Genomic DNA, 16,722 nt, shown 5'->3' with positions numbered 1-16,722 from the left:
AACATACACTTTTAGTTGCTTTTCCTAGATGCCGTGGACAAACTAATAGATGACACCTATGCACCTTAGAGTATAATATATGATGTTTGCAAAACTTATTGTTCTTTTTACCTTACTTATCTCGCTTTCTACTATGGCAAGTAAAAAGGAAGAAGAAAAAATTACAGAAGTAAAAGCAACTAAAGTACAAATTGCTGAGCTTTACGACATATTTAATATTGTAGGGCAATGCCAGAATGATAATAGTCGTGATTATTATGCCAATGCCACCGGAGTAGTTGAACAAGTCTCAGCACATCAAGGAGAAATAGTAAAAAAAGGGGATATATTGCTAGTGATAGATAAAAACATAGCAGAAACCACTAAATCTAGAGCAGCAGCGTTATTAAATACAAAACAAGAAGATTATAATAGAAAAGAAGCTTTATTCGCTAAAAAATTTGTAAGCAACGAGGAATATAAAAGGTCAAAAAGCGAACTTGAAGATGCAAAATTTAATTATTCCAAAGCTCTAAAAACATATAATGATATGATAATTACTGCACCCTACTCTGGTAAAATAGGCGTAATTAAGTCTATGGTCGGCGATGAAGTAAAAATAGGTGACTATCTTTTTAGCATTACCGGAACAGAAAACTCACAAAGTATTTTTATTGAATTGCTGGAGTCTTTAAGCGGAAAAGTTGGCGTCGATACTGAAGTTTTAATTGCAGGAAAAATTAAAAGTACAATCGGGGCAGTATCGCATTACTTATCAGATAATGGTACTTTAACAGCTAAAATTATTTTACCTATGGGTACAAAAATCCTACATAATAGCTTTGTAGATGTTACGCTTATAATTAACCCTCATAAAAACCTAACCGTTCCTGAAAGTTGTATTCAACGAAATAATCAAGGTAATTTTATTTATAAAATAGAAGGTTATACGATAAAACAATTATATGTAAAAATCGGTACACGTACAGAAGGTCTAATTGAAATTATCTCTGACGATATTAAAGCAGGTGACTTAGTCGTTACCGAAGGTATGACTAAAATTGGTGATGGCTCAAAAGTTAAGATACTTGAGGAATAGTTATTTATATATGCTTTTTAAGCCATCTCTGTATTCTAGAGATTGTTGCACGTATTCCTTCTTGCCTTATAGAAGTAATAGTTAATAAAATCAAAATTTTTGTCATAAAGCAATAGGTTCGTATTTTTTGAATTACATAATTATTTTTGAAAAAAGAAATATTACTTTTTTTATAGTCTTCATTTTTATTTTCTAGTAATCTTAATTGTGTAACAGCTGCTAATAACAAATTAATAGTAAACGGACTAAATTTACTTAAATAAGAATCATTAAGAACATAAGAAGTAATATTTATTAAACCTACTGAATATTTATTTGGGTCCATAAACGTATTAGTACCACCGCTAATTCGTACTTTAGACAATTCTTTGTCTATACCGCCTATTGAGTTTTTACTAGCAATAGATATCCATAAACAACAATCTTCACCACTTCTTATATTTTCAGGAAATAAATTTTCTTGAAATAATGTCAAAGTTCCCATAACTGTCGGCATTGCTATTGGACAAGTTTGTATGACTTGAGGAAAAACATTGCCACTAAAAAGCCCGGAATGAACAGATTCGATATATTTGCCTTTTTCATTTATTTTTTGATATGAAGTATGAGAAAATATAAAATTATTTTCTTCCATAAACTTTAATTGGATTTCTATTTTATCCTTATAAAATAAATCGTCCGAATCAAGGAAAGCAATATATTTTCCTATAGCATTTTTAATACCTAAGTTACGTGCAGCAGCAGGTCCTTCATTTTTTTTATGAAAATATTTTATTCTTTTATCTTTTTTGCATATTGCAGTTAATTCTGATATATCATCAGTCGACCCATCATCTATTATAAGTATCTCAAAATTTTTGTGTGTTTGAATAAGTACACTTTCTATAGCTTCAATTGCCCAATTTATTCTATTATATACCGGTATAATAACACTAATTTTAGTATCATTTAGTACTTGTTTAGCCATAGTATTTGCTAAATCACAGGCTTTTTTATACGGAGTATTATTGGATAAAAAAGTAGCTGTACGAGTTAAAAATAAATAAGGAGAACCTTCCATTTTGATCATTTCTTCTTCTGTTAACTCGTGAAGAAACGATGACCATAATACATTACATTCTTCGTTATGATTTGATATTTTTTTACTACCTTGCTCTGAATGAAAACGAGATTTAATTAGGATAGATTCGTCAAAATGAATAGGGGCAACACGGAAAATTTTAAACCATAAATCATAATCTTGCGTTGTCGGTAAAGCCTCATTAAATATATCGACTTCATGAAAATATTTAGCAGGCATCAATAACGAACAACCATGTATTAATCCTCGTAATAAAGGTAATAAAGAAATATTAAGTTTATTTATAGGTAGCACACTATCCGGTTTAATATAACGTAGAGAGTTGCCTTTTTCATCGATTAATTCATAACCACCGTAAATGATAGTATATTTATTATCTAATTTATTTAATATGTCAACTTGATGCTCGATTTTATTAGGATAATATATATCATCATGGCTAAGCCACGAAAAATATTCCCCTTGCATGTTTTTTATACCGTAATTTAAGGCCGAACCGCAACCTCCGTTTTCTTTATGAAAATAGCGTATTTTATCACCATATGATAATGCTACACGTTCTGTCTCTCCATTATCTTTTGAACCATCATTAACAACAATAATTTCAATATTTTTGTAAGTTTGTGCTAAAGCACTATTTATAGCTTCTTTCATATAATTAGCCCCATTATAGACAGGTATAATAATGGAAACTAAAGTATGATAAATATTTAGAGGTTTATCTTTTCTAGTTGTCATAACTTTTAAAAATAATTTATAAAATGTTAGTTTTATTGTTTAAATTTTCTATAGAGCTTTAGAAAAATAGATTTTTCTTCTTCACTAATAATTAGTTTATTTTTAAATTTTTATTTCTTCTAAAGCATTATTTAGCTCTGTTACAGTATTATTTAATTTAGTGTTTCTCTTCGCTATTTTTAAATGCATCTCTAGTTTGCAGCAATTGTTTTAATATATCTTGGGATTGCAAACCTAGCTTTTCTAAAAATTCCAGAATCCAAGCTGAGATTGGATAGTTAAATAATTGTTTTATAGGCTTTAAATCTGAGTTACTAGATATACAGATTATAGAATTAGGAGGATTTTTTCAGAATGCGTGTCGTTAGTTACACCATCTACTCCTTCATAGAAAAATTCTTTGTTCGGATATGATTCAAAGTCTTTTTCAGTAATTCAATTAACTAAATGATGTATATTCCCTTCCGGTTCATTAAAAGGTACATTTACTATTAATCGTTTTTTATATTTAAGATTAAGTGCTAGATTTAACCCATCTTCAATATGCTCAAGTGCATGTCGTGATACAATATAATCATATTCTTCTGCCTTTTTAATAAAACTAACTAAATCAGATTTAATATATTGTATATTAGATGCTCCACAATTTTGTTCAGCATAAATTATAGATTCTTTACTGATATCTATTGCTGTAATTTCTACTCCTAATATATCGCTAAGCATGAAAGTTCCGTGTCCCGTTCCACAACCTATATCTAAAATTTTTATTTTTTGATTTAGCATTAATGGGCTATTAAGTATATCGGCTTCTATAATTTTTTTAAAAATCTTATAGCTACTTTTATGACGCATTACCTCTAAAACATCATAAGTTGCCCCAAGAATTAATCTTTCTCCATCATTATAAATTTCTTCTAACATAAATTATTTAAACTATTATAATTTTAATAAATATTCGGCGATAAATGCAGCAGGGTTTTCTACAGGATCAAGCATCTTTTTAAATTGATTTCTGCCACTACTATTTTCATAATAAGGTAAATAATGATTTTGCTTAATAAATTCTATATAGTTAATAATATCTTGCGGCTCATAAGCAAAATACATATATTTTTTTAATTCTTTAGATAGAGCATTGCTATTAAATTCATTATTCCAACCATTACTTAAGTAAATTATAGGCTTATCGGCAACTACTACTTCAGCAAGAGATGAAGTACCGTCACTTATTACAATATCTGACACCATTATATCATCCAGTAACGACCTGAATGCATGTGCAGAAACAGTAACATTCTTTAAAGAGTTAAATCTACTTAATATATTATCCATATCACTTTGGCTTAAGTAATTTTTACCGACTGCATAGGTAAATAGTGTAACATGCGGTCTTATAATAAAATGAATATTAGGATGTTGTAATGCATAATTATAGAAAAAATAGTGATAATTTAAGAAAGTAGAACCTCCTTCATATAAATCTCTATTTTTAAATGATAATTCCCATCTAGGAAGCCATAAAATGGTTTCCGAGTTTGGTTTTTCTTTAATATTATAATTTCTTACTTCATAGTATGGTTGATAACCTGAAACAATAACTCTATCCTTAGGAAATTTATAATTACTAATAAAGATATCCTTTGTACTTTCTGAATCAACAAATACCGTCTCTATGCAACTTGATAACTTATCATCATCAATATTTTTTTGATGAAAGATATGCGGACCATAGACTATATACATAATTTTTGTTTTAGTTCCTCTAAAGCTCTTATACAAATTAGCAGCCGTAAAAGGTTCTGATATATAGCCTTGAAAATTTTCGTAAGGATTTTGCGTAAAGATAAAATCCGGCTGATAATTTTTTAGTTCAGAAATTTCACATTTTGTATTAACATTTGAATAAGAAGCATACTTACCGCATGGATATATCACATCTTGTGCATCAAATTTACTAATAAACCCGGCATCTATTCCTCCTTGAATATTGGGATGAGGATGAGGTACTATTACAATTTTGACATCATGACCTATTTTTTTCATCTCATTATACATTGCGTATACGCCTTTGCCGCCGAATGTCTCTGTACTAACAAGGAAAACTATTTTTTTATAAGAATTTTCTTTGGAATAGCAAAAAGAAGATATAAGAGTTATTAGTAAAAAAACACTTAAAAATAAAGTGTTAAGTTTTATTAATTTAAAAAATTTCATGTTTTTGATATGATAATAATGAATAGGATTACTTTTTAAACCATACTGTATGGTTAACATAATCCACATAACTTAAAACTATACGTAATATTTTCTTTGATACAAGTCCTGCTTCTGCATAATCCGGCACGATCTCTTGCAAGCGTTTATTATTCTCGTGTTCTTCCGTAATAGCTTTCACCGATTGTAGTACCCGTTCAGCCTTAAAACCCGACATAATAAGCGTTCCGGCGTCCATACCTTCAGGACGTTCATGTGCTTCTCGAATATTTAAAGCAGGTAAATTAAGTATAGATGCCTCTTCAGTGATAGTACCGCTATCGGATAAAATACAAAATGCATTCATCTGAAGTTTGACGTAGTCCGTAAACCCGAAGGCTGGCAAAAATCTTATTTTATCGCCAAGTTCTTTAAACTCCTCTAAATCCTCAAGCCTTTTTTTAGTCCTTGGGTGTGTTGAGAAGATTACAGGAAAATTATACTCTTTAATAAGCGTTTGTAAACTACTTAATAATTCTTTCAGATTATTTTTGACATCAACATTTTCCTCACGATGTGAGCTAATTAAGAAATATTGCTTTGTGGTAAGTGACAATTTATCTAAAATATCAGACTTTAATATTTTAGACATAAAGCGATCAAGGACCTCAGGCATATGCGAACCTGATTTAAAAATAAGCTCAGGCGGTAAACCTTCAAAAATTAAATAACGTCTTGCATGCTCGGTTAACGTAATGTTAACGTCACTAATATGATCAATGATTTTACGGTTTATTTCTTCAGGTACACGCTGATCAAAACAACGATTTCCCGCTTCCATATGAAAAATCGGAATTTTACGGCGTTTAGCGGCAATTGCCGATAAACATGAATTAGTATCACCGTAAAATAAAACGGCGTCGGGCTTTTCTTTCTCAAGTACTGCATCAACTTTTTCGATAATAAGCCCGATAGATTTTGCCGTATTATCTGCTGCTACTTCTAAGAAATAATCGGGTTTTCTAATTCCCATATCATCAAAAAAAACCTGATGTAATTCATATGCATAATTTTGACCGGTGTGCACTAGGATGTGATGAGTATATTTATCAAACTCAGAAATCACGCAGCATAGTTTAATAAGTTCAGGACGAGTACCAACAATCGTCATTACCTTAAGCATTTTTTAGCTCCTCTTGTACGTAATCAAGAGTCAGTAATAACTCTTTTACTTCTTCTAAATTTAAACGTTTTGTGTTATGGGAAGTGTAATCCTCTAAAAGTGCTACTTTCTTTTCACCTTCAACAAAATATTTTGCATAATTAAGATCGCGCCCGTCCATAGGAATACGGTAATAATCCCTTAAATCATCAGCTTTTGCCATTTCTTCTGATGATACTAATGATTCGTAATGTTTTTCGCCGTGACGTGTACCGATAAAACGTATTTCATTTTTACTATCGAATATATCTTGTAACGCTTTTGCGAGTACTTCAATTGTGCTTGCCGGAGATTTTTGTACGAAAATATCACCCTGATGACCATGCTCAAATGCATATAAAACTAAATCCACCGAATCTACAAGCGACATTAAAAAACGTGTCATTGACGGTTCTGTAATTGTTAATTCCTTACCTTGTTTTATTTGATTGATAAAAAGAGGAATGACCGAACCTCTAGAAGCCATAACGTTACCGTATCTAGTAACGCACAGCACAGTCTCACCTGGAGAACGCATACGTGCTTTTGCTATTGCTAACTTTTCCATTAATGCTTTAGATAATCCCATTGCATTAATTGGATATACAGCCTTATCGGTACTCAGTACAATAACTTTTGTAACTTTGTTATTAATAGCAGCACTTAAAACATTTTCAGCACCTAAGACGTTAGTATTTATTGCTTCCATAGGATAAAATTCACAAGTCGGAACCTGCTTTAAAGCAGCGGCATGGAATACATAATCTACACCATGCATTGCCTCATCAATACTTTTATAATTGCGTACGTCCCCGATATAGAATTTAAGTTTCGGATTATTTAAAGCAATACGCATATCCTCTTGCTTTTTTTCATCTCTACTGAAAATACGAATTTCCTTAATATCGTTAATAATACCGGATTTAAGAAAACGAGAAAGCACTGCATTACCAAACGAACCGGTGCCTCCTGTAATCATTAAAGTTTTATCTACAAACATTATATATAAATACCTATTTTGTTATTATTCATTCTGTCATTGTGTCAATCGAGAAACACTCTAAGGTAGTCATCCTGTGACTTGTCCACAGGGTCCAGTTATAAAAAATACAAACATAAAAAGCTCGATTTATCTCACTTTATGCTGGATTCCGTGTACAAGCCTATATTCGCAATGACAATTTACTTAAACTCACACATACGCTTTACAAGTTCACGCCATTCAGGAGGCGTATATCCCGTCACCTCATTAAAACGAGTGCTATCTAGTGAGCGATCTACTACAAGCTCATCTGATGAAATAATATCGATGTCTTTATTATATATTTCTGCTACTAATTTTAACAATTCTAACTTATTAATTGGTTTTGAGGCAACATGATAAAGCCCGTGCAACTCTTTATTAGGTAACACAAAATCCCTTATTATTCTTGCAAGCTCTACTGTCGGGAATCCTGAATAAATAGCTTTCTCAAACCCTTTCACTGAACCTTCTGCACTTAAAAACCAATTGATTAAGCTTCTATTGCCTGCTAGCTCATGACCTATAATGGAAGTACGCAATGTGATAGCATGCGGATAATCTACCTCACCAAGAAATTTTGAACGACCGTAAAGGTCATAACAGTCAGAAAAATCGCTTTCCTTATAATTACCTTTTTTTCCTGAAAACACACAATCAGTACTAATATGGATTAACCTTGAATTAGCTAGTTTACATAAATTAGCTAGCCTATGAGGCAGCAAACTATTTATCGGTAATGCTTTTAACGGGTCATTAGCATCTGCCAATTGTTTTACAAGCCCTATACAATTTATTACTATATCGGGTTTTGTTTGATTAAATACCTCAACTAACACATCATGGTTCTCAACATCTACATTTGTAATTAATTTATCGGATAAATCCTTAGAAAAGTAAGAACGAGCTGAATTATTTCGGGCTGTCGCAAAAATGTCAAATTTTTTATCACTACTTAAAAACCTGAATATGCTATTACCTAGCATACCGGTAACACCTAAAATTAATATTTTCATAGTATATTTTATTTATTTTTACCGAATCGGTTCTATCATAAATAATATATCTTTACAATAATGTTTTGAGTGCGTAACAATATTGAGTTATAAATAATTAACTTGCCATAGAAAAGGTTCTTATTCTATCTTCTGTAATTTTCCAACCTTCATCTTCTGCAAGCTCTAAATCATATTGGTCTTGCATATTCCCAACGAGGATTAATATTAAAATACTTACCCAAACGAAGGGCTGTATCAGCGGCAATTGAACGATGATGCTTAATTCTATTATTGATCCTAGTAACGGGTACATCAATATCACGAGCAAGTTTGCTTTGACTAATCCCCATAGGTTCCATAAATTCTGCTAGTAAAATTTGTCCCAGTGAAATAGGAGGTAATTTATTCTTGACTTTGTTGCATGGACCGTTTTATGTCATTCACGCGTAGGCGGGCATCCAGTAAAACCTATAAAAACTTGTTTTTATAGGTTTATTTTGTCAAATATGCCACTTCTATATCAATATTGAAGTTATTTTGCTGGATCCCCGCTTTCGCGGGGATGACATTGAGTAGGTTTTTCGATCCATACAACAACTCCTCAATTCTTTCCTAATTAAATATTTTTTATAGAATCAAGCACGGTTTCAAGAATCATACTAGCAGCTACTGCATCATCGTTATTATTACGGTCTTTTCTTTTCACTCCAAACGATTTAAGCAAATTATTTGCAGCTTTGGTAGTTAATCTTTCATCTTGTAAATATATAGGCAAGTTTATAGATTTTGCTAGCTCTTCAGCAAATTTCATCACTATATTTGTTTGCTCCGTTACTGCTCCGCTCATATCAATCGGTAGACCTATTATAACACCGCAAACTTTATATTTCTCGAGGATATTAAGCAAGGAAGTAATAACAATTTTTTTATTTATCTCGGCTATAGTATTTAAGGGCATAGCAATACTACGTTCTTGATTAGATAATGCGATTCCTAATTTTTTGCTTCCGTAATCAATAGCGATAAGCGGAGCATTTGGTATTAAAAGCCGATAAAATTCTTGAAGATTTTTTATGATCATGATAGTTATAAAAATTACTTTATTAATTATTATTTATGCTAAAAACTATTCAGAAACATTTAGATACGAAATTAATTAAATTATCGGCGATTTTAGCCTTTATTTATTGTTTATTATTTAATACCGCAATATTGATTTATAAATTTGATTATTATAAAGCAACAATCTTTAGAGGGATATTAGAGTTATCAAAAGATTTTTGCTATATTTATATATTTTCTTTTATAGCATTTTTCGGTCTTAGCGTACATAGATTAGTGTTAAAAATCGGCGTGGGGTTTTTATTTATAACATCCGCTATTGCTAGTTATTACATTTATTTCTTCAAAATCAATCCTACTAAACAAGTAATAGGTAGTTTTTTCTCAACGGATTTAAACGAAGTTTATGAATTAACCAGCATTAAGTTAATAATATGGATAATTTTTTGCCTTTTTATCTGTTTTTATACTCTCAAATCTTTTGCCGCCGAAAATTCTAAATCATTCGTAACAAAACTATTATCTACCGCTTGCTTACTTATTTTTGTATATAACATTATTACTCCTTCATTTAAGATACTAAAAAATTATTTTCCCACTCAGTATTTACATAATAGCTACCTTAATTTTGCCGGAAATTTCGGTGAAAAAAATTATGCATGTATAGATATTAGCAAACAATATAACTTTATAGATAAGTCAGATAAAGATATTATCGGTGTTTTAGTTATAGGAGAATCAGCAAGATTTGATCATTTCGGTATTAACGGTTATGAAAGAGATACGACTCCTTACTTAAAGACTACTCAAAACCTAATTTCTTTCAAAGCTAAATCTTCTTCTAACCTTACCTATCTTTCCGTACCGTCGTTACTTTCACGTTATCCTGCAAGTCAAATTGAAAATAGTAGACAAGAGAACAGCTTTTTATCAATTTTAACAAATCTTGGCTTTAATACTACCTGGATCGGTACTCAAACTTTAATGAGGAGTTTTGCAAATTTTGACCTCAGTAATATATATAATGACGTTAATTTTACTATAGTACCGGGCGGCTCTGCCCTATTTTCTTTAAATGATCATGATGAAAAAATATTGCCTTTTATAAAAGAAATACTAACAAACTCAGAGAAACAATTTTTAGTAGTTCACACTTCCGGCAGCCATTGGAACTATAATGCGAGATATCCAAAAGAGTTTGAGTATTTTACCCCTACCTGTCCTATTAAGGTTAAGGGAGATGCAAGTGATTGCGATAAGCTTGCTTTAGTTAACAGTTATGATAACTCTATTTTATATACCGATTTTTTTTTATATAATTTAATAGATTTGCTTAAAGATAAAAATGCATTTTTATTATATGTATCTGATCACGGCGAGTCCCTCGGAGAAAATGGTTATTACGGTCACGGCGGTCCACTACTTGCAGAACAAATAACCGTACCTCTTATAGTTTGGGTATCAGATGATTTTCAAGCCAAATATCCTAAATCAGTATCTTCAATTAAAAATTATGCTAATACCGAAATTAGCCATGATTATGTATTTCATTCAATCCTTAACTGTTTAAATATAGAGTCCGACATAATAGATAAAGACTTAAGTATATGTAAATCTAGTTAAAAATTATTGAATTATTAAAAAATTTATATATAAATATAATTATATGATTTATTATTATGTCTGATATACCTAAACTAGACGACTATTATTATAGATTTTTACAAAGTATTTTACTTAAAACACTAGAACAAAATAAAGCTGCTGAAACGTATTTATTGCAGAAAGATTTTAATAGCGCTTTAAATGAGATAAAAAATGTAAATGAACAACTTGAAGAATATTCAAGCATTCTTTCTTTACTCAAAGTAATTAAAACCCATTTTAATGATAAAAAAAATATATAATTAAGTACCGTTTAACTTAAATCCTTTTTTTATAATTAAAAATAATATAGAGTGGAAATAAAAAAAGGTATTGAATTATGGAATATGCATTATTAATTTTCAGTATTATAGCGATTTTAGTTATAATACAAATGGTTAAAGTTGTACCGCAACAACAAGCATGGGTAGTAGAAAAACTTGGAAAATTCGATAAGGTACTGCAGCCTGGCTTAAATTTACTCATCCCTGTTATTCAGAGAGTAGCATACAAACATACTTTAAAAGAAGAAGCAATAGACGTTACCGCTCAAACAGCTATTTCAAACGATAACGTAACATTATCTATAGACGGTGTTTTATATGTTAAGATCATTGATCCAATGGCAGCATCTTATGGTGTTAATAATCCTTACTATGCCATAACACAGCTTGCTCAAACTACTATGCGTTCGGAAATCGGTAAACTCCCTTTAGATAGAACTTTTGAAGAGCGCGAAACTTTAAACGTAGCAATTGTAGCAGCTATTAATCAGGCTGCTATAAATTGGGGCATACAATGTATGCGTTATGAAATTAAAGATATTCAACCTCCGCAAACTATACTTAAAGCTATGGAATTGCAGGTAGCGGCAGAACGTCAAAAAAGAGCTCAAATTCTAGAGTCGGAAGGTAATAGACAAGCAAAAATTAATCATGCAGAAGGTGAAAAAGCACAAATCGTACTGAATTCAGAAGCTTCTTATACAGATCAAGTTAACAGGGCAAAAGGTGAAGCTGAAGCAATAGGCTTAGTCGCTACCGCTACGGCAAATAGTATTGAGATTGTCGCAACTGCCGTACAAAAAACGGGAGGAAGTGATGCAGTAGCTCTTAAAATAGCCGAGCAATATATTAGTGCGTTCGGTAATTTGGCTAAAGATACCAACACCGTAATTTTACCTGCAAATCTTTCAGAACCGAGTAGTTTTATAACCGAAGCATTAACTATATTTAACCAATTAAAAGCTTCTTCTTCGGGAACGAAAATAGATAAGTAACAATTTATAACGATTTATTATTGTAATAATAATTAGTTTTATATATCATATCAGATTATTAATTAATAAAAGGTTATGAATATGTCAGTATTTGTCGGCAAAACTGCTCCGGATTTTACAGCTAAAGCTATTATGCCTAATAATAATATAGACGATAAGTTTAAACTTAGCAATTATGCTGCAGGGGATAATATAGTGTTATTTTTCTATCCCCTAGATTTTACTTTTGTTTGTCCATCGGAAATTATAGCATTTCACAATAAGCTTGGTGAATTTACCGAAAGACGTACTAAAGTAGTAGCTGTTAGTGTTGATTCTCATTTTAGCCATTTAGCTTGGAAAAATACTCCGCATAATAAAGGCGGGCTTGGACAAGTACAATTCCCAATGGTTTCCGATATAAAAAAGGATATTTCTTCAAAATATAATGTACTTAATGAAGACGGTGTTGCTTTGCGTGGAACTTTTTTAATCGATAAGGATTTCATAGTACGTCACATGCTAGTTAACGACTTACCTATCGGTCGTGATATTAATTATACATTAAAAGTAATCGATGCTTTAACTCATCATCAAAAGCACGGCGAAGTTTGTCCTGCCGGCTGGCATAAAGGTGAGGAAGCAATTACCCCATCACATGAAGGTATAGCACATTATTTAAGCTCACATGCAGAGAAGCTGTAATATATTACTACTGTGTTATTAAAGTGGAAAACTGTCCTACCGTGGCTTGTCTAGTGTTGTTGCATGGTTCGATGTCATATCCCGCGAAAGCGGGAATCCAGCAACAAATAACCTTAACATTGATAAACAATTACATATTTAACAAAATAAACATATAAAAACACAAATTTTTATATGCTTGACTGGATTCCCGCCTAGGCAGGAATGACATACAGCACTAACGCAATATCAAATAACCCTAAATAAAGAATTATTTTCTGCTCCTAAAATATCTTATAATATTGAAACAATTAATATTTTACGTCTTATTAGGAGTGAAATATCGGTCCTAAAACTTTCTTTAGTTTAATTAAATTATTTGGTGATGTAGCAACTGCCATAGATAACGTTCCGGATTTTTCATTGCGAGGCGGAAAGTCAAAACCAATTAAATTTTTCAGTAAAAGCGATGCTGAAAAAGAGTTAGAGCTTCTCGAAAAAGACAATGCTAAGATCATCACATATAAATCTCCGGAATATCAAAATTATTACTTGAAATTTATGATCCACTGCTAATATTAAGCTATAATAATATAGAGTTATTAAATCATACTATATAAATGCGTTGCAATAGTAGGTACAAAAACGCTACTGCAAACGGAAGAAGCTTTGCGCATAAAATTGCAAATGATTTAGTAAAAGAAGGTTATATAACCGTTTCAGGGTTAGCACGAGGAATAGATAGCAGCGTACATCAAGCTGCAATTTCTCAAACTATCGGAGTTATTGCAGGCGGTATTGATCATATATATCCACCGGAAAATAAAAAACTATTTGAAAATTTAGCAGAAGAAGGTTTAATATTATGAGTTACCTATCGGCTTTACCCCGCTTGGAAAACATTTTCCACAGCGTAACAGGATAATATCGGGACTAGCCTTAGGAGTAGTGGTAGTAGAAGCAAGCTTAAAATCCGGTTCATTAATAACTGCAAAATTTGCACTTGAACAAAATAGGGAAATATTTGCTGTTCCCGGCTTTCCTTTAGATCCAAAATGTCAAGGTACAAATAAATTGATTAGAGAGGGAGCATATTTAGTGGAATCAGTAGACGATATTGTAGCTAATTTACCGCAATATGAAGAATTTATGAAAAAAGATGATGGATTATTTAAGGATTTTGTTGAGCTAGGAACAGTAAATACGAGATATGTTAAAGAACCGTCACAAAAGGAGCGTACTGCTTGCTATATTGGAATTATTATCGGCAGTACCCATAATAGACTTGGAATATTTACAAAAAGAAATAGAATTACCGCTTCCTATCATATATACGGTAATATTAGAATTAGAACTCGCCGGGACAGTAATGAGTCACGCCGGTAATAAAATATCATTAGTTTATAATAAGTAGATGAAATTAGTAATAGTAGAATCGCCGGCAAAGGCAAAAACGATAAATAAATATTTAGGTGATGAGTTTAAGGTCATTGCATCATTCGGTCATATTAGAGATTTACCTTCTAAAAAAGGCTCGGTGTTACCTGATGAAAATTTTGCAATGAAATATGATATTTCCGATAAAGCCGGTAAATATGTAGATGCCATAGTTAAAGATGCTAAAAAAGCTGATGCAGTATATCTTGCAACCGATCCTGATCGTGAGGGTGAATCTATCTCATGGCATGTTGCAGAGGTAATAAAAGAAAAGAATCAAGTTAAATCCGATGATTTTTTCAAAAGGGTAGCATTTAACGAAATCACTAAAAAAGCAATTATTCATGCCGTTGAAAACCCTAGGAAACTTGACACTAACTTAGTAAATGCCCAACAAGCAAGAAGAGCTTTAGACTATTTAGTCGGCTTTACCCTTTCACCTCTTTTATGGCGTAAGTTACCGGGATGTAAATCGGCAGGACGTGTGCAGTCCGTGGCTCTGCGATTAATATGTGAGCGAGAAGATGAAATAGAGCGTTTTAAGTCAGAAGAATATTGGGATATTAGCCTTAAAATGCAAAATAGTAATAACGAACTATTTACTGCTAAATTGACTCACGTAAACGATCAGAAGTTAGAAAAATTCTCAATTATTAACGAAAAAAACGCCAAAGATTTAACCAAAAAATTAAAATCTCAAAAATTTCATGTCGATAAGATAGAAAAAAAACAACAAAAACGTCAACCACAACCTCCTTTTATTACTTCATCACTACAACAAGAAGCAGCAAGAAAATTAGGTTTTAGTGCTAAAAAGACTATGCAAATAGCACAAAAACTTTATGAGGGTGTTGATATAGGTAAGGAAACTATAGGGCTTATTACTTATATGAGAACCGACGGCGTTACATTATCAAATGATGCAATAGCAGATATACGTAAGTTAATCGATAAAAGTTACGGCGATAAATATTTACCGACTAGCCCTAGAATTTATAAATCCAAAATAAAAAATGCTCAAGAAGCTCATGAAGCAATAAGACCCACAAATATTACTTATACTCCTGATAGCTTAAAAGAAAAGCTAGACAAGGATTATTATAAGCTTTATGAGTTGATTTGGAAAAGAACTATAGCCTGCCAAATGGAAAATGTTATAATGGATTTGGTAGTTGCAAATTTAGCTTCGGAAAATAAAGAATATTTGGCAAAAGCAAACGGATCGACTATAGCCTTTGACGGATTTTATAAGGTTTATCGTGAAAGTATGGACGATGAAGCTGAAGAAGAAAATAAAATGCTGCCGCCTTTAAAAGAACAAGAGCCGCTGAAAACTAAAGAAGTTATTCCAAATCAACATTTTACCGAACCGCCTCCAAGATATTCAGAAGCAAGTTTAGTGAAAAAACTTGAAGAGCTTGGGATCGGTCGTCCTTCGACCTATGCTAGTATTTTATCGGTCTTACAAGATCGAAAATATGTTGCTCTTGAGAAAAAACGATTTATACCTGAAGAGCTTGGACGTTTGGTAACGGTATTTTTAGTCGGTTTCTTCAAAAAATACGTTGAATATGATTTTACTGCAGGACTTGAAAACGAATTAGACGCAATAGCAGCCGGCAAACTTGAATGGAAAGCTGCTTTAAATAATTTTTGGAGCGGTTTTAACCATAATATTGAATCAGTAAACGAGCAGAAAATAACCGAGATTATTAGCTATGTACAAAAAGCCCTTGATTATCACCTGTTCGGTGAGAATAAAGAATCTAAAATTTGTCCTTCATGTAACACGGGCGAGCTTAGCTTAAAGCTTGGTAAGTTCGGAGCGTTTTTAGCATGTAGTAATTACCCTGAATGTACTTTTAGAAAATCTATTGTTAGCGGTAACGATAACAACGAGAATGAAGGCGAGCCTGCCGCTATGCCTAGTGAGAATAAAGTTTTAGGTACGGATAAAGACGGAGTAGAAATATATCTGAAAAAAGGACCTTACGGACCTTATATTCAACTTGGCAAACAAGAAGGCAAAGTAAAGCCGAAACGTAGCCCCGTGCCTGCTAGCTTGAACCAAAATGATATTACACTTGATATAGCATTAAAGCTTCTAAGCTTACCGCTAAAAATAGGTATTCATAAAGATAGCGACGAGGAAATTATGATAGGATACGGTAAATTCGGTCCTTACATAAAATATATGGGTCAATTTATTTCGGTGCAAAAAAAATATGATTTTCTAAATTTAAGCTTAGATGATGCGATGAAGCTAATTGAAGAGAATAAAGCGAAATTAGAGAAGAAACAGGCGTAAATGGTTTAGTGTCACCCCG

At 31.9% G+C, this 16,722-nt stretch carries 18 protein-coding genes and 1 pseudogene; 10 read left to right on the top strand and 9 right to left on the bottom strand.

The genetic code is table 11. The annotated features are described in order from the left end of the window. Window positions 1–79: 79 nt before the first annotated feature. Complete coding sequence (locus RSL_RS02405) at window positions 80–1,078, top strand: efflux RND transporter periplasmic adaptor subunit (RefSeq protein ID WP_014419773.1); 999 nt, start codon at window positions 80–82, stop codon at window positions 1,076–1,078. 4 nt (window positions 1,079–1,082) lie between these two features. Here RSL_RS02405 and RSL_RS02400 read toward each other — a convergent pair whose 3' ends face one another. From RSL_RS02400 to ruvX, 9 genes are all read right to left on the bottom strand, one after another. Beyond that, the gene (locus RSL_RS02400) at window positions 1,083–2,897 is read right to left on the bottom strand and encodes a glycosyltransferase family 2 protein (RefSeq protein ID WP_014273379.1); all 1,815 of its coding nucleotides are present in this window, start codon (window positions 2,895–2,897) and stop codon (window positions 1,083–1,085) included. Between the two features lie 435 nt (window positions 2,898–3,332). Then, the gene (locus tag RSL_RS02395; RefSeq protein WP_014273378.1) at window positions 3,333–3,818 is read right to left on the bottom strand and encodes a class I SAM-dependent methyltransferase; all 486 of its coding nucleotides are present in this window, start codon (window positions 3,816–3,818) and stop codon (window positions 3,333–3,335) included. A 15-nt stretch (window positions 3,819–3,833) separates the two neighbouring features. Then, complete coding sequence (locus RSL_RS02390; protein ID WP_041472078.1) at window positions 3,834–5,180, bottom strand: hypothetical protein; 1,347 nt, start codon at window positions 5,178–5,180, stop codon at window positions 3,834–3,836. Beyond that, window positions 5,140–6,273 carry a non-hydrolyzing UDP-N-acetylglucosamine 2-epimerase gene (gene wecB, locus RSL_RS02385; protein ID WP_010977102.1) on the bottom strand — a complete coding sequence of 378 codons (1,134 nt, stop codon included), beginning with the start codon at window positions 6,271–6,273 and terminating at the stop codon, window positions 5,140–5,142. Before wecB ends, RSL_RS02390 begins: the two co-directional genes overlap by 41 nt. Next, window positions 6,266–7,291 (bottom strand): UDP-glucose 4-epimerase, encoded by a 1,026-nt coding sequence (gene capD, locus RSL_RS02380; RefSeq protein ID WP_014273376.1) that lies wholly within the window; start codon window positions 7,289–7,291, stop codon window positions 6,266–6,268. Before capD ends, wecB begins: the two co-directional genes overlap by 8 nt. Before the next feature lie 182 nt (window positions 7,292–7,473). Beyond that, a complete protein-coding gene (locus RSL_RS02375) occupies window positions 7,474–8,328 on the bottom strand; it encodes a dTDP-4-dehydrorhamnose reductase family protein (protein WP_014273375.1) in 855 nt (284 codons plus the stop codon). Between the two features lie 97 nt (window positions 8,329–8,425). Beyond that, window positions 8,426–8,515, bottom strand: a complete 90-nt coding sequence (locus RSL_RS09855; protein WP_012150658.1) for a hypothetical protein — start codon at window positions 8,513–8,515, stop codon at window positions 8,426–8,428. Continuing rightward, complete coding sequence (locus tag RSL_RS09850; protein WP_041472147.1) at window positions 8,499–8,660, bottom strand: helix-turn-helix transcriptional regulator; 162 nt, start codon at window positions 8,658–8,660, stop codon at window positions 8,499–8,501. Before RSL_RS09850 ends, RSL_RS09855 begins: the two co-directional genes overlap by 17 nt. Before the next feature lie 266 nt (window positions 8,661–8,926). Beyond that, window positions 8,927–9,391 carry a Holliday junction resolvase RuvX gene (gene ruvX, locus RSL_RS02360; RefSeq protein ID WP_014273373.1) on the bottom strand — a complete coding sequence of 155 codons (465 nt, stop codon included), beginning with the start codon at window positions 9,389–9,391 and terminating at the stop codon, window positions 8,927–8,929. Between the two features lie 35 nt (window positions 9,392–9,426). Here ruvX and RSL_RS02355 point away from each other — a divergent pair, with 35 nt between their 5' ends. From RSL_RS02355 to topA, 9 genes and pseudogenes are all read left to right on the top strand, one after another. After that, entirely contained in the window at window positions 9,427–10,995 is a 1,569-nt protein-coding gene (locus RSL_RS02355; protein WP_014273372.1) for a phosphoethanolamine transferase, read from the top strand. A 56-nt stretch (window positions 10,996–11,051) separates the two neighbouring features. Then, a complete protein-coding gene (locus tag RSL_RS02350) occupies window positions 11,052–11,279 on the top strand; it encodes a hypothetical protein (RefSeq protein WP_014273371.1) in 228 nt (75 codons plus the stop codon). Between the two features lie 77 nt (window positions 11,280–11,356). Beyond that, window positions 11,357–12,295, top strand: a complete 939-nt coding sequence (locus RSL_RS02345) for an SPFH domain-containing protein (RefSeq protein WP_004996064.1) — start codon at window positions 11,357–11,359, stop codon at window positions 12,293–12,295. A gap of 81 nt (window positions 12,296–12,376) precedes the next feature. After that, entirely contained in the window at window positions 12,377–12,979 is a 603-nt protein-coding gene (locus tag RSL_RS02340; protein ID WP_012150652.1) for a peroxiredoxin, read from the top strand. Window positions 12,980–13,300: 321 nt separating this feature from the next. After that, window positions 13,301–13,534: a DNA processing protein DprA gene (locus tag RSL_RS10635; RefSeq protein WP_324602859.1), complete on the top strand. Its 234-nt coding sequence runs from the start codon at window positions 13,301–13,303 to the stop codon at window positions 13,532–13,534. A gap of 44 nt (window positions 13,535–13,578) precedes the next feature. Continuing rightward, window positions 13,579–13,827, top strand: a complete 249-nt coding sequence (locus RSL_RS10430; protein ID WP_014419772.1) for a DNA-processing protein DprA — start codon at window positions 13,579–13,581, stop codon at window positions 13,825–13,827. A 7-nt stretch (window positions 13,828–13,834) separates the two neighbouring features. Beyond that, window positions 13,835–14,002, top strand: a pseudogene (locus RSL_RS10425) (DNA-processing protein DprA); the annotation flags it as partial. Between the two features lie 166 nt (window positions 14,003–14,168). Beyond that, window positions 14,169–14,372, top strand: coding sequence for a DprA-like winged helix domain-containing protein (locus RSL_RS09840; protein WP_231287748.1), 204 nt, complete (start codon window positions 14,169–14,171; stop codon window positions 14,370–14,372). Continuing rightward, the gene (topA, locus tag RSL_RS02320; RefSeq protein ID WP_014273369.1) at window positions 14,373–16,703 is read left to right on the top strand and encodes a type I DNA topoisomerase; all 2,331 of its coding nucleotides are present in this window, start codon (window positions 14,373–14,375) and stop codon (window positions 16,701–16,703) included. Window positions 16,704–16,722: the final 19 nt, after the last annotated feature.

It is taken from the genome of Rickettsia slovaca 13-B (genome assembly GCF_000237845.1).
Classification (GTDB): Bacteria; Pseudomonadota; Alphaproteobacteria; order Rickettsiales; family Rickettsiaceae; genus Rickettsia; species Rickettsia rickettsii.
The sequence above is the reverse complement of the archived record's forward strand: the minus strand, read 5'-3'. Positions and strand labels throughout refer to the sequence as shown.